The sequence below is a fragment of the Phocaeicola intestinalis genome, assembly GCF_014837065.1.
Lineage (GTDB): Bacteria > Bacteroidota > Bacteroidia > Bacteroidales > Bacteroidaceae > Phocaeicola > Phocaeicola intestinalis.
This window is the reverse complement of sequence record NZ_JACSPP010000010.1, coordinates 46,064-60,822: the sequence shown is the minus strand read 5'-3', so window position 1 is coordinate 60,822 and position 14,759 is coordinate 46,064. Positions and strand designations below refer to the sequence as shown.

13 protein-coding genes and 1 tRNA gene are annotated in these 14,759 nt (G+C 45.6%); 7 read left to right on the top strand and 7 right to left on the bottom strand.

What is annotated here, in order from left to right; translation table 11 throughout:
• Positions 1 to 4: 4 nt before the first annotated feature.
• The 4 genes from H9625_RS05195 (at position 5) to H9625_RS05180 (ending at position 5,105) form a co-directional block, all read left to right on the top strand.
• Positions 5 to 1,255 (top strand): ABC transporter permease, encoded by a 1,251-nt coding sequence (locus H9625_RS05195; protein ID WP_022039061.1) that lies wholly within the window; start codon positions 5 to 7, stop codon positions 1,253 to 1,255.
• Positions 1,256 to 1,282: 27 nt separating this feature from the next.
• A complete protein-coding gene (locus tag H9625_RS05190) occupies positions 1,283 to 2,527 on the top strand; it encodes an ABC transporter permease (RefSeq protein WP_022039060.1) in 1,245 nt (414 codons plus the stop codon).
• A 142-nt stretch (positions 2,528 to 2,669) separates the two neighbouring features.
• Positions 2,670 to 3,770 carry an efflux RND transporter periplasmic adaptor subunit gene (locus H9625_RS05185; RefSeq protein ID WP_022039059.1) on the top strand — a complete coding sequence of 367 codons (1,101 nt, stop codon included), beginning with the start codon at positions 2,670 to 2,672 and terminating at the stop codon, positions 3,768 to 3,770.
• A 12-nt stretch (positions 3,771 to 3,782) separates the two neighbouring features.
• A complete protein-coding gene (locus H9625_RS05180) occupies positions 3,783 to 5,105 on the top strand; it encodes a TolC family protein (protein ID WP_022039058.1) in 1,323 nt (440 codons plus the stop codon).
• Positions 5,106 to 5,309: 204 nt separating this feature from the next.
• Here H9625_RS05180 and H9625_RS05175 read toward each other — a convergent pair whose 3' ends face one another.
• From H9625_RS05175 to rsmI, 5 genes are all read right to left on the bottom strand, one after another.
• The gene (locus tag H9625_RS05175; RefSeq protein WP_022039057.1) at positions 5,310 to 6,125 is read right to left on the bottom strand and encodes an SDR family oxidoreductase; all 816 of its coding nucleotides are present in this window, start codon (positions 6,123 to 6,125) and stop codon (positions 5,310 to 5,312) included.
• Positions 6,126 to 6,153: 28 nt separating this feature from the next.
• Positions 6,154 to 6,603, bottom strand: a complete 450-nt coding sequence (locus H9625_RS05170; protein WP_022039056.1) for a Fur family transcriptional regulator — start codon at positions 6,601 to 6,603, stop codon at positions 6,154 to 6,156.
• A 21-nt stretch (positions 6,604 to 6,624) separates the two neighbouring features.
• Complete coding sequence (locus H9625_RS05165; protein WP_087208766.1) at positions 6,625 to 7,116, bottom strand: DUF4251 domain-containing protein; 492 nt, start codon at positions 7,114 to 7,116, stop codon at positions 6,625 to 6,627.
• A gap of 239 nt (positions 7,117 to 7,355) precedes the next feature.
• Positions 7,356 to 8,210, bottom strand: coding sequence for a Cbp1 family collagen-binding glycoprotein adhesin (locus H9625_RS05160; protein WP_022039842.1), 855 nt, complete (start codon positions 8,208 to 8,210; stop codon positions 7,356 to 7,358).
• A 29-nt stretch (positions 8,211 to 8,239) separates the two neighbouring features.
• A complete protein-coding gene (rsmI, locus tag H9625_RS05155) occupies positions 8,240 to 8,914 on the bottom strand; it encodes a 16S rRNA (cytidine(1402)-2'-O)-methyltransferase (RefSeq protein ID WP_022039841.1) in 675 nt (224 codons plus the stop codon).
• 183 nt (positions 8,915 to 9,097) lie between these two features.
• On the opposite strand from rsmI, the gene H9625_RS05150 reads away from it, so the two are divergent.
• Positions 9,098 to 9,703 carry a thymidine kinase gene (locus H9625_RS05150; RefSeq protein ID WP_022039840.1) on the top strand — a complete coding sequence of 202 codons (606 nt, stop codon included), beginning with the start codon at positions 9,098 to 9,100 and terminating at the stop codon, positions 9,701 to 9,703.
• Positions 9,704 to 9,824: 121 nt separating this feature from the next.
• Positions 9,825 to 9,897 (top strand) — tRNA-Lys (locus tag H9625_RS05145).
• Positions 9,898 to 9,934: 37 nt separating this feature from the next.
• Here the strand turns inward: H9625_RS05145 and H9625_RS05140 are convergent.
• Positions 9,935 to 10,384 carry a hypothetical protein gene (locus H9625_RS05140; RefSeq protein WP_191763289.1) on the bottom strand — a complete coding sequence of 150 codons (450 nt, stop codon included), beginning with the start codon at positions 10,382 to 10,384 and terminating at the stop codon, positions 9,935 to 9,937.
• Between the two features lie 353 nt (positions 10,385 to 10,737).
• On the bottom strand, positions 10,738 to 12,036 hold the full coding sequence (gene tilS / locus H9625_RS05135) for a tRNA lysidine(34) synthetase TilS (protein WP_191763287.1): 1,299 nt from the start codon (positions 12,034 to 12,036) through the stop codon (positions 10,738 to 10,740).
• 211 nt (positions 12,037 to 12,247) lie between these two features.
• On the opposite strand from tilS, the gene feoB reads away from it, so the two are divergent.
• Complete coding sequence (gene feoB / locus H9625_RS05130; protein WP_191763285.1) at positions 12,248 to 14,728, top strand: ferrous iron transport protein B; 2,481 nt, start codon at positions 12,248 to 12,250, stop codon at positions 14,726 to 14,728.
• Positions 14,729 to 14,759 lie beyond the last annotated feature (31 nt).

The following is a 14,759-nucleotide window of genomic DNA, read 5'->3' as shown; positions in this document are numbered from 1 at the left end:
TCTTATGGTAGACTTAATACAAGAAATATATGGCACCATTATGCGTAATAAATTGCGCACGGCTCTGACGGGCTTTTCGGTGGCATGGGGGATATTTATGCTTATTGTGTTGCTGGGTGCAGGCAACGGACTGATACATGCCTTCGAAGGACAATCGGAAGATATGCTAATGAACTCGATGAAAATCTATCCGGGATATACTTCAAAGCCGTTTCAAGGCATGCAGGAAGGAAGAAGCATTTCACTGGATAACCGTGACCGGGAGTTGAGTGCTACGGCTTTTCCCGAACATGTCATTGCTACGGGGGCTACGGTGAGCCAGAGCGATGTCACTCTAACCTATGGCAAAGAGTTTTTAAGCATAGGGGTGGATGGGGTATTTCCCAATTATCCAGAACTGGAAGCAATGAAACTGAAAGAAGGGCGTTTCATCAACGAACGCGATATGGCAGAACGCCGCAAAGTGATGATTCTCCATGAAAAGACTGTAGGAATGCTTTTTCCGCAAGGACATGCAATAGGAAAATACGTCAATGCCAGCGGAGTCAGTTATCAGATAGTCGGGGTCTATAAGGACCAGAATAGCTTCTCGCCTACTGCGCTTGTACCTTTTACTACCTTACAGACGGTGTACAGTAAGGGAGACAGTATTGACAACATTACGTTTACCACCAAGGGCTTGACAAACGAAGCCGACAATGATGCTTTCGAAGCCGACTATCGCCGTATGCTGGGAAGCCAGAAACAATTCGACCCGTCTGACGACAGTGCCATTTGGATATGGAACCGCTTCACGCAATACCTTCAGCAGCAGACTGCCACAAAGATCTTGCATATAGCCATTTGGGTAATCGGAATTTTTACTTTATTAAGCGGCATTGTGGGCGTGAGCAACATTATGCTGATAACGGTACGCGAACGTACGCACGAGTTCGGTATTCGTAAGGCGTTGGGAGCAAAGCCTTTGTCTATTCTCCGGCTGATTATTTCAGAAAGTGTGACCATCACGACTTTTTTCGGATACCTTGGCATGGTAGCAGGTATAGCGGTGACCGAGTATATGAACATGGTGGCAGGTAAGCAGACCATGGATATGGGAGTGTTTTCAATGACTTTCTTTGAAAATCCGACGGTCGACCTTTCCATTGCCATTGAAGCTACTTTGACATTGATTATTGCAGGAACATTAGCTGGACTTTTTCCTGCATTGAAAGCTGTAAAAATCCGTCCGATAGAGGCATTGAGGGCAGACTAGTACATTGACAAGAGAAATATTTAAGTTATGAAACAGTTCGATTTAGATGTTTGGGAAGAGATATTGGTTACCATTACCCGTAACAAAACCCGCAGTTTGCTGACAGCTTTCGGTATCTTTTGGGGGATTTTTATGCTCATTGCACTGATGGGGGGAGCGCAAGGCATGCAGCAGATGCTTTCGCGGGAATTTGAAGGATTTGCCACCAATTCAGGATTCATGGGTGCGAACAAGACCAGCAAGGCTTATAAAGGATTCCAGCAAGGACGGTACTGGGACTTGGAAAATAGTGATGTAGACCGTGTCCGCCGGAGTGTAAACGAAGTAGATATTATTACTCCCAGCTTGGCAAAGTGGGGAGTGGACGTGATTTATAATGAGCAGAAAATTTCGGGAACATTGAAAGGGCTTTATCCCGAATATGGCAAGATAGAGGAACCGATGATTACTTACGGACGATACTTGAATGACATGGATGTGAAAGACCGGCGCAGGGTATGTGTCATAGGAAAACGTATCTACGAAACGCTTTTTCCCGGTAAGGAGAATCCGTGTGGAAGGTTCATCAAGATTAATGGCATCTATTATCAGGTAATTGGAGTAAGTGTTTCATCGGGGAATATTTCTATAAACGGGCGTTCGGAAACTTCTGTGACTATCCCTTTCACTACGATGCAGCAAAACTATAACTTCGGGCAAAAGGTGCAACTCTTGTGTTATACCGCCCGCAAGGGATACTCTATCAGCGAGGTGGAAAAGAAAGTGGCACAAGTGGTGAAACGTGCGCATTACATTCATCCCGATGACAGCCAGGCAATGATACAGGTGAATGCAGAGGCTATGTTCAGTATGATGGACAATTTGTTTTCGGGTATCCGTATCCTGGGATGGATGGTAGGATTAGGTACCCTGCTTGCAGGTGCCATCGGTGTGAGCAATATCATGATGGTAACGGTAAAGGAACGTACGGTGGAAATAGGTATCCGCCGTGCCATCGGTGCCAGGCCGAATGATATTCTGCAACAGATTCTTTCAGAAAGCATGGTTTTGACCATCCTTGCCGGTATGGCGGGAATTGCTTTTGCAGTCTTCTTGCTGAATGTGGTCGAGGTAGGAACTTCAGAGCCGAATGCACCCACGCATTTCTTGATTAGTTTTTGGGAAGCTGTCGGGGCATGTGTCCTTTTGCTTTTCCTTGGCTTGCTTGCGGGACTGGCTCCTGCTTATCGTGCAATGTCGGTAAAGCCGATTGATGCGATTCGTGACGAGTGACGCCTACCACAGACTGCACTGATTTTAAAAATAAAAACGGGAATAGAAAATTTGCCATAAGAGTGCACAGACGAGGAAATCTTTTTTATCTGTGTAATCTGTAGTGAACAAAAAAAAGAAACAAATAAAAACCATAACCTATATGAAGAAGTTTATGAAAATTGCTGTACTGGTTCTGATAGCCATTGTGTTTATTGGGACATTTGTATTTCTTTATCAGAAATCGCAGCCGGAAAAAGTGAGTTATCAAGTGTTGAAGGCAGAAACCAAAGACTTGGTACAGACTACTGTCGCCACGGGAAAGATAGAGCCACGTGACGAGGTGGAAATCAAGCCACAAATATCGGGTATCATAGCTGAAGTGTATAAAGAAGCAGGACAGACCGTGAAAGAAGGTGAGGTTATTGCCAAAGTAAAAGTGATTCCTGAACTGGGCACACTTAATGCGGCAGAGAGCCGGGTCCGGCTGGCAGAGATGAACGGCAAACAGGCAGAAATCGATTTGGAACGTATGGAAAAACTTTACCAAGGTAAGCTGGTAAGTAATGAAGAATACGAAAAGACGTTGCTTGCTGCCAAGCAGGCACGTGAAGAACTTCAGGCAGCAAAAGACAATCTGGAAATCGTGAAAGAAGGCATTACGAAAAACAGTGCTTCATTCAGTAGTACGTTGATACGTTCTACGATTACCGGATTGATATTGGATGTACCTATCAAGGTGGGAAATTCGGTGATAATGAGTAATACCTTCAATGACGGAACGACGATTGCTACTGTGGCAGATATGAGTGACTTGATATTCCGTGGAAATGTAGATGAGACTGAAGTGGGACGTATCCGCGAAGGGATTCCAGTGAAAATCACCTTAGGAGCCTTACAGAATATGAAGTTTGATGCCGTATTGGAATATATATCTCCTAAAAGTACAGAAAATAATGGCGCCAATCAGTTTGAAATCAAAGCTGCTATCGATGTGCCCGATAGTGTGACTATCCGTTCGGGGTACAGCGCCAATGCAGAGATGGAATTGCAACATGTTGACGGCGCGTTAACTGTTCCCGAAAGTGCCGTCGAATTTAGCGGTGATTCTACTTTTGTTTATGTATTGACAGATAGTGTGCCTGACCAGAAGTTCAAACGCCAGCAAATCGTAACAGGTATCAGTAATGGCATCGATACGGAAGTGAAACAAGGATTAAAGTCCGGTGACAAGGTTCGCGGACTGAAAATAGAAGACCAATAAATATTCGCGATGATGAAATTCAGTTATTTATTTATAGGGATAGGAGCCATGTGTATGCCTGTGCATGCTCAGCAGGCATGGACATTGAAGAAATGCATTGATTATGCCATCGAACATAACCTAACCATCAAGCAGCAGGAAGCTTCTGCCGAGCAGAGCAAGATAGAACTGAGCACAGCGAAAAACAGCCGTCTGCCCGATCTGAACGGAAGTGCATCGCACTCTTTTAGCTTCGGCCGAAGTTTGCAGGCAGACAATACTTACAATAGCATCAATACCCAAAATACAGGCTTCAGCCTTTCTACCAGTGTGCCGCTTTTTACCGGATTGCAGATTCCTAACAACATTGCTCTCTCGAAACTTAACCTGCAGGCTGCTCTTGAAGACCTGAATGCTGCTAAAGAAAATGTCAGTATACAAGTGGCATCCAGTTATTTGCAGGTCTTGTTTAATGACGAATTGGCACGTGTGGCGCACGAACAGGTCGACCTCAGCCGTGAAATGCTGGTACAGCGCGAAGCTTATTTCCGAAATGGCAAGGCCTCGGAGTCGGAACTATATGAGGCTAAGTCACGCGTGGCTCAAGATGAGTTGTCGGCAGTGCAGGCAGACAACGACTATCAGTTGGCATTGCTTGACCTCAGTCAACTGCTTGAGTTACCTTCTCCTGACGGATTTGCTATCGTTTCGCCCCAAACTGATGCCGTGGAGAATTTGGGCACCCCGCTTCCACCTGCTGAAATCTATGCCGATGCCTTGCTGATAAAGCCTGTCATCAAGGCGGCGCAATATCGTTTGGAAGGAGCACAAAAGAGCATCCGCATCGCACAAAGTGCTTACTATCCTCAGCTGAGTTTAGGAGCAGGGTTGAGTACTAATTATTATAAAATGTCAGGCATGGACAATGCAGGCTTCGGTTCACAGCTGCGAGATAATTTTAGCCAGTATGTGGGGCTGACATTGAGCATCCCTATCTTCAACCGTCTGGCAACGCGCAATCGTGTACGGAGTGCACGCATCCAACAAACTACGTTGGGATGGCAACTGGAAGATAGCAAAAAAACTTTGTACAAGGAAATACAACAGGCGTATTATAATACGTTGAGTGCTCAGACACAATACACCAGTAGCCGTACTGCAGCCGAAGCTGCTAAGGCCTCATTCGACTTAATGAAAGAACGTTACATGAATGGCAAGGCGAATGCTACCGAGTTTAATGAGTCGCGCACGGCATGGATGCGTGCGGTGTCCGATCAGCTGCAGGCGAAATACAACTATATCTTCCGCTTCAAAATACTAGACTTTTACCGTGGCGTGCCTTTGGAGCTGAAATGATGTGCTAAACTTCTTGGCAGTACTGATTCAGAAAAAGGATAATCCTCTTCGTTGAAGAAGATTATCCTCTTTTTTTGAATGTTCGCATAGAAGAAACTGTTTTGAACTTATCATGTGCTGATTGGGGTTTGCAGACTTTCATTTTTTATATGTCGAAACACATAGGATTTATAAATTTGTAATGGTGAGTACACCTGTAGTTAATCAGACGCCGCTGAATGCGCTGAAGCCGCCGTCTACAGCCAATACAGCACCCGTGATGAAGCTGGCAGCATCACTACATAAGAACTGTACAGCACCGTTCAGTTCAGAAATATCACCAAACCGCCGCATCGGGGTTTTGGCAATGACCTTCTTGCTACGGTCGGTTAACGAACCGTCGGGGTTAATCAGGATGGCACGGTTCTGGTTGCCGATGAAGAAACCGGGGGCGATGGCATTGACACGGATTTTCTCGCTGAACTTGATTGCCATTTCCTGTGCCATCCAGCGTGTAAAGTTTTCTACAGCACTTTTCGCCATCGAATAACCAGGTACACGGGTGATGGATTCGTAGGCAGCCATCGAAGAAACGTTAACGATAGCACCACTCTGTTGCTTTGCCATGATTTCACCGAACACCAGACAAGGGTAAACCGTTCCGTTCAGGTTCAGGTCAACCACTTTGTCCAAATCTTCAACTTTCATGTCGAAGATGTTTTGGTCTACTGTCAGTGTACCACCTGGAATATTTCCTCCTGCGGCATTGACCAAAATGTCTACTCGTCCCCACTGGGCCAGTACTTCGTCTTTTACTGCATTCAGACTTTCAATGTCGAGTACGTTACATACTGTACCTCTTATTTCACCTCCTGTCTGTTTCAGGCGTTCTACAGCTGCATCTACGCGGTCTTTATGGGCACCGATAATGATTACTTTAGCACCGGCACGTAAAAAACCTTCTGCAATATTACTCCCTAACACACCGGAGCCGCCGGTTACGACGGCTACTTTTCCGGCAATACTGAAAATTTCGTTCATAATGTTTTTACTTTAATTAAATGGATATTTAGATTGGTTGTTTATTCGCTTGCCTGCGTTGACGAGTACAATCGCGGCAGATTCCCTTCGCCATATAGTTGATACTGTGCATGTCGAAACCTTCGGGCAGATTTACCACAGGAATGTGTATTCCTTTAAAACAGAATGTACGGTGACACACTTCGCAATAAAAATGCGTATGCATGTCGTCAATGCTGCATGCATTTTCTCCCGAACAGATTTCGTATTTCAGCGACCCGCTGCCGTCTTCGATGTCATGTATCAGATGGTGGGCAAGAAAAGTGTTTAAGGTACGAAATATAGTTGATTTATCAACCGTTTCGAGTATTGTCTCTAAGTCAAGCAACGAAACCGGATGTTCAGCTTCTACCATTGCCTTGAATACTAAAAGACGTATGGAAGTAGGTTTTACGCTTTTCTTTTCCAGCCGGTCAATATAGTATTGGTTATTTTCCATAAAAACGGATATCTTTATTTATTATTGCATTTCTTCGGCCACTATTTCTCCACTGTAACGGATTGGTTGCCTGTTGTGCATCGTGACAGAAACCGTTACAGAACCTCCTGTAGAAATGTCGAGATAAAAATCGAAAACATCTTCTTCGGTTTTCGAAGAAAAGCGAACTTCGTATCCTTTCTTTTTCTTTTCAAGGCAAAAGCCCGTAATTTCCGATTGGAAATGTAAGCCTTTTCCACCTCCGTAAGGCACCGAGTAAGCTCTTCCGAAATAGGGAAGATATACGTCTACCGAGTCGTTTTTCATCTTCAGGCTGTAAGAACTTGTCAACGGAATACTCCTTCCCCGCATGGGATAAGCCATCGATACATCTACCGTGAAACAACGGTTGTCCAGTTGTTTCTCAATGTAAATTTCGGTTGTATCCTTTTTTGTCTCGCTTGCCTGCGTTCCGGCATTTCCGGTCAAGCATACACATGCCCAAAGTATGAAAAGCAAACAGATTTTTCTCATTTGTTTTTGTTTATGCTGATTTCGGATTGCAAGTTAGCTAAAAAAAATGAGAACTTACCTTATAAAATGAATAATTGTTTGGATAAATAAAGATAAACTTAGGTATTTGGCTATATCAGATTGGATAATTTTGTTTGGAGAAATTCAAAACAACTCCGAAGTGTTGGTGTGAGAGAACATGTAAAATGAATTGTGCCCAACATTTATCGGGCACAATTCATTGTTTAATATGAGCCGTGTTAACGTACTTGGATAACCAGATAGCGTGATACACTCCAGAACTGGCTGGGGTTTGTGATTTTCAGAGTCAACTGTCCTTTGTCATCTTTTACCAGTTCGTATGAACCTTCAGGATGTGTGGTCAGCAGTTCAGCGCGTTTGGAGTAAAGTTTGATTTCTTTGTCCTGACGGATATCAATTTCAGTAAAATAATCCTTGTTAAATTCGTTATCTTTTAATACATCTCCACGTTTCAGGATTTTCTGGTCTTTCAGTTCCGATTTTGTTCCGAATACATACCAGGCAGTATTCAGTGCCTTGTCTTGTGCCACTACAGTTTCCGTTTTGGCTTCATTTTCTGCCGTCAGTTCGTCTACGTTTTTGTTCAAGTCGGCTACAGCTTCATCCAGTTCAGCAATGCGGATGTTTTTCGAAGCCAGTTCTGCCTGCAAGGTTTCTATTTGCTTTTGTTTCGATTCCAGTTCAGCGGTCAGGTTCTGGATTGCTTTTTTCAGTTGTGCAGACTGGTAGTTGCTATTTTGCAGCTGTTTCTCCAGTTCTGCAATTCGTGCACGATTGGCTTGCAATTTCTGGCTGATGAAACGGATATCTTCCTTGATTTTCTCTGCACTCGATTTGCTTTCCATTGCATCACCTTTCAAGTCAACACGGTTTTCGGCTTCATTAATTTCGCGGAAGCCTTCTTGTATCTCGTTGAAAGCTCCCATAATCTCATCGAGTTCTGCATCCCGATTAGACAATTCCAGCATCAATGAGTCGTTTTGAACTTGTAATGCGTCTTTTTTCTGCCCCGAATTTGTACAGGAAGCCAATAAGGCTGCTGCGCATAGCGAAAATAAAACAACTTTCTTCATAGTTTCTTATCTGTTTAGAATTTATACTTTTATTTTTCTTTCCCTGCAAGTATGATTACAATTTCTCCTTTAGGTTCGGCAACGGTGAAATGCGCTATTACTTCTGCAAGCGTCCCTCGTACGCTTTCCTCATGTATTTTTGAAATTTCCCGACAAACAGAGACCTGCCGTTCTTCACCGAAAAGTTCGGCGAATTGGGTTAAGGTTTTTACCAGCCTGTATGGAGATTCATAAAATATCATCGTCCGTGTCTCTTCTGCCAGTGAGTTCAAACGTGTCATCCGTCCTTTTTTCTGAGGCAAGAAACCTTCGAAACAGAAGCGTTCATCCGGCAGTCCTGAGGCTACTAATGCCGGAACAAAGGCTGTTGCCCCCGGCAGGCATTGCACTTCGATGCCGTTCCTTACGCATTCGCGGACAACCAGAAATCCCGGGTCGGAAATGCCTGGCGTGCCTGCATCCGATATCAAGGCGATGTTTTCTCCAGCCTTGAGCCGCGTGATGATGCTCTCCAGTACCTGATGTTCATTGAACTTATGGTAAGATTGCAGGGCGTTCTTGATTTCGAAGTGCTTCAGCAGAATACCCGATGTGCGGGTGTCTTCCGCTAAAATCAAGTCGACCTCTTTCAGCACCCGTATGGCACGCAATGTCATGTCTTCTAAATTGCCTACTGGAGTAGGTACTACATACAGTTTACCCATATTTGTCATTTATAATATAGCAAAGGTAGAAAGTTTTTGATTGTATGTGTTAATTTGCTCCATTATTTAACAGAAGTTGTATTATTCTAGCCTAAAACATCGTTTTTTAGTCTGGACTGTATCCTTTTTTACTTTAGAAAACGTACTTTTGCAACCGCAATTATTCAAACAGAAGATCATATCATGGTAGTATTTTCAGAAGACCATACACAAGAGACTTTTCGTCGTGGACGAATTGAGGTGATATGCGGTTCGATGTTTTCGGGTAAAACTGAAGAACTGATACGCCGCCTGAAGCGTGCAATGTTTGCTCGTCAACAAGTAGAAATATTCAAACCAGCTATCGACACACGCTATTCGGAGGCGGAAGTGGTGTCACACGATAATAATTCCATTAAGTCAACTCCGGTAGAAACATCAGCGAGCATTCTTTTGCTTGGCTCCGAAATTGATGTGGTTGGTATTGATGAAGCACAATTCTTTGATGAAGGCTTGATAGGTATCTGCAACGAACTGGCCAACCGCGGGGTACGGGTTATCATCGCCGGTTTGGATATGGATTACAAAGGTGTTCCTTTCGGTCCGATACCCGGATTGTGTGCCATAGCCGATGAAGTGACGAAAGTGCATGCTATTTGTGTGAAATGTGGTGATTTGGCATATATTTCTCACCGCACGGTAGCGGATGACAAGCGTGTGTTGCTTGGCGAAAAAGAAGAATACGAGCCTTTATGCCGGAGATGTTACCAAAAAGCGTTACGAGGGAAATCTGGTAGGGAAACAGAGTAAGGAGGTCGGGGAAAGAACCGAAAAATGAAATAATCAGAAAAAAAACTTCAAAAGTTTTGCCAGTTCAAGAAAAGTGTCTATCTTTGCACCCGCAATCAGAAATGATGGCAAAAACAGGTTTGATTCGCTAGCTCAGCAGGTAGAGCACAACACTTTTAATGTTGGGGTCTTGGGTTCGAGCCCCAAGCGGATCACTCAAACAAAAAGCAAAACAATGAGAACCGCTGATAATCAATCATTATCAGCGGTTTTTCTTTTATCTCCCACCTGCATTTCGGGGCAAAATGGGACAATAAAAACAGGTGAAATAGGTGGACTTGATTTCCACCGGAACAAAGTCCACCTATTTATACCATACCAACCTGATTTTCTGCGTTTTGCGATATGCAACTTGGCACTAAAACCCTCTATAAGGAGTCGGATATAGGAAAACAGCAAAATGACAACAGGCAGGAAGCATATCAATAAATGGAATAAGGTTTTGAAGAACATTCCATAAAAGGACAGGCTCTTAGAAGCTGTTTTGAATTTCTCCAAAAAGTTTTTCTTGGCTTGATGTATCCGTTTTCGTGTGTGCTTTGGGCGATTTTTTGGTCCTTTTCGCTCCTGTTCTTCGTCAGATAGCCCGCTATCTTCCTCATCACAGAAGCGAAAATGCCTCAAAAACTCATCCCAAATCATCGCACGATAAATCCAAAACAGCTTCTTAATTTTTCTGATAAATTTGTTTTGCGGATATGAATCAATGTATGATTGAAAGGTTCAATATCTGTTTCAGGCTGTCTTCCTTTTACGTTCTCCATATGGAAACCGTACGGTTTCCATATCGAAAACATACGGTTTCCATATCAAGAACGTACGGTTTTGAGATGGAAACTATAAAAGGAAGCTATCTGGATTAATAACGCAACCCAATCAAATACTTCAATTATATGGCTTGGGGAATTTGATTATAAATGCTCATAACATTTTTCTTACCCTGGAGCGACAGGGAAACGACCTTTAAAAACGCCCTATAAAGACTGCTCCAACCATTAGAGAATGGCTGGAGTATCTTTTTTTACCCGCAACATCAATACCCGATGGGTCTGTCCCGTTACCCGGAAACGATTATCGGTACGTTCGTTTACCAGCCATACGATATCATCACCGGCACACACCACATATTGGTTTTCTTTATCAAACAAAGAGTACTTGCGGTCGCGCAAATAGTCGCGCACCTTCTTGAATCCACGCATACCAAAGGGAACGAACTTATCGCCCGCCTGCCATTTACGCAATACCAGCGGAGCCTTTACCTTCGAAGCATCCAGACAAGCCACATGCACATCTTTCGGCACTTGGAAGCCTGCATTCACCTCAACCGTTTCCTGCTGCAAAGTCCATACCACTTCTTCCGTTTCTTCCCGTTTTCTGACCAGCAGGCAATCACGGTCGCGCAGAACCACATAATCCGCCGAATAAAACAACCTGCCCGATTCTCCATCCAAGCTACGGTAAATATCATTCAGTTGCGCCGAATTGAATCCCAGCGGATGCAACAATTCGAACAAAACCGCCTGCGGAGACACTTCCCGCAGCACAGAACTGATATGAATGCGCCCTTCATCATCCTTTACCCGCTTGCAAGACTCTTCCATTGCCGAACGATAGACCGCCTCTACATCAGCAAGCCTACGCGCGGTCCCGGCGATGGTCTCGCTTACCGACGGATTGATTTCTTTCAATAGCGGAAGCACATCGAGCCGTATTTTATTACGCATAAACACATCCTTTGCATTAGTACTGTCGGTCACATAGTCCTGCCCCAACTGCTTCAGATAGCACAAAATCTCCTCACGGCTCACCTCCAGAAGCGGACGCACCACCTTGCCGTTCTTTGCCGCAATGCCTTTCAATCCCTGTATGCCTGTTCCCCGAACCAGATTCAACAAGAAAGTCTCTACGCTATCGTCACGATGATGAGCCACAGCGATTGCCTGCGCTTGCTCTTGCATACGGATTTGTTCGAACCAAGCATAACGAAGCTCGCGTGCTGCCATCTCTACCGAGACATGATGCGCAGCGGTATATGCCTTCGTATCAAAATCAGCCACATGCAAAGGCACTTCCAACCTTGCACACAAAGTCCGCACAAAAGCCTCATCCCGGTCCGATTCCGTCCCGCGCAAATGGAAATTACAATGGGCTGCCACACATCGTACACCCGATTCCACCAGCACACGCAACAAAGCTACCGAGTCGGCTCCCCCACTCAGTGCCACCACAACCGTATCACCTCCGGCAAACAAATCTTTCTCGCGGACAAATCGCAATATCTTCCTTTTAAACATAAAGCAAAGATAAGAAAAATACCTGACTATATGCAATGCCTCATGCACCTATGTGCAAAACCTCTTGCAGATAAGTGCTCCCAACACCCCATATACATACATTCTGAAGCGAAAACCGATGCAACTTCTTTGCATTCTATTTAAAAACAATCTAAATAACTTGCATAGCAAAAATCTATCCTATATCTTTGCCGCAAAATAAACGGCAACTATGAGACTATCAGAACTTAAAACTGGAGAAAAAGGAGTCATCATCAAGGTAATGGGGCACGGAGGATTCCGCCGGCGCATCATCGAGATGGGCTTCATCAAGGGAAAGACGGTGGAAGTACTGCTGAACGCACCGCTGAAAGACCCTATCAAATACAAAATCATGGGATACGAGATTTCACTCCGCCGGCAAGAGGCAGAGATGATTGAAGTGATGAGCGAAGAAGAAGCACGCGCCTCCATGCACGAAGACCGGGTGCTCAACCCCATCGAAGAAGACATTCCCGTATCCGAAGAAAAGCTGAAGGAAATAGCACAGGGCAAACGGCGCACCATCAACGTGGCACTGGTGGGGAACCCCAACTGCGGCAAGACTTCACTTTTCAACATCGCTTCGGGAGCGCACGAACATGTAGGCAACTATAGCGGAGTAACGGTAGATGCCAAAGAAGGGCATTTCGATTTCCAAGGCTATCACTTCCGGCTGGTCGACCTGCCGGGCACCTATTCGCTCTCGGCATACAGTCCCGAAGAACTTTACGTGCGTAAGCACATCATCGATGAGACACCCGACGTCATTATCAACGTAGTGGATGCAGGCAACTTGGAGCGCAACCTCTATCTCACCACCCAACTCATCGACATGAATGTGCGCATGGTGGTGGCACTCAACATGTACGACGCACTGGAGCATAGCGGAAATACCCTCGACCATAAAACACTGGGGCAACTGTTAGGCGTACCTATGGTGCCCACCGTAAGCCGCACAGGAAAAGGTATCGACACACTTTTCCACGTCATCATCGGGCTATACGAAGGTGCCGACTTCATGGGGCAAAAAGATGAGATCAAGAATGAAGCCCTGCGCGAACTACGCCAATGGCACGACCAGTACGCGCCCGACCACAAGTTCGGAAGCAAGGAAGAAGAAGTACAAGAGTTTGACTCGAAAAGCTATATCCGCCACATCCACATCAACCACGGGCCGGAACTGGAGCGCAGTATCGATGCCGTAAAGAAAGAAATCTGCAAGAACGAGAACATCCGTTACAAATACTCCACCCGCTTCCTGGCCATCAAGCTGCTGGAAAACGACAAGGATATCGAGCAGCACGTCATCTCTACCCTTCCCAACGGCGCAGAAGTCATCCAGATACGCGACAGGGAAGCCGAACGCATCCGCCGGGCGATGAACGAAGACAGCGAACAAGCCATCACCGATGCCAAATACGGCTTTATCTCGGGCGCACTGAAAGAAACTTTCGTGGAGAAGAACCAGAACACCGAAGCATTCACCCGTGTGGTAGACAGCATCGTGACCCACAAGATATGGGGCTTCCCCATCTTCTTCCTTTTCCTTTACATCATGTTCGAGTGCACCTTCATCCTTGGTGCCTACCCGCAGGAGTGGATTGAATGGCTGGTAGCACAAATCGGTTCACTGGCCGAACATTACATGCCCGCAGGCCCGCTCAAGGATTTGGTCATCGATGGCATCATCGGAGGTGTGGGAGGCGTCATCGTATTCTTGCCCAACATCCTGCTGCTCTACATCTTCATCTCGTTCATGGAAGATACGGGTTACATGGCACGCGCGGCATTCATCATGGATAAAATCATGCACAAAATGGGATTGCACGGCAAGTCGTTCATCCCCCTCATCATGGGCTTCGGATGCAATGTACCGGCTATCATGGCTTCGCGCATCATCGAAAGCCGCAAGGCACGCCTGGTCACCATGCTCATCAACCCGCTGATGTCGTGCAGCGCCCGCCTGCCCATCTATCTGGTATTGATAGGAGCCTTCTTCCCCAGCCACGCCAGCCTGATATTGCTCTCGCTCTACGTAGCCGGCATCCTGCTCGCCGTGCTCATGGCACGCATCTTCAGCAAGTTCATCGTAAAAGGCGAAGATGCTCCTTTCGTCATGGAACTTCCACCCTACCGTATGCCTACGGCAAAATCGGTGGCACGCCACACCTGGGAAAAAGGCGCGCAATACCTCAAGAAGATGGGAGGAATCATCATGATAGCGTCCATCATCATCTGGTTCCTCGGATATTATCCCAACCACGACCGGTATGAAACTACCGCCGAACAGCAGGAGAACTCCTACATCGGCCAGATAGGAAAAGCCATCGAGCCCGTTATCGAACCGTTAGGATTCGACTGGAAGATGGGCATCGGCATCTTGTCGGGCGTAGGAGCCAAAGAGCTGGTGGTCAGTACGCTGGGCGTACTCTACACCAACGAAGAAGACATCGAGAATGTCAATCTCTCCGAACGCATCCCCATCACGCCCTTAGTGGCATACGGCTATATGCTCTTCGTACTGATATACTTCCCCTGCATCGCCACCATAGCGGCTATCAAGAACGAGTCGGGAAGCTGGAAGTGGGCAGCTTTTGCGGCTTGCTATACCACCGTACTTGCCTGGATAGTGGCGTTTGCGGTGCATCAGATAGGGAAATTATTTATTTAATTGACTAGTTGACATCGGTTTTAATTAGATA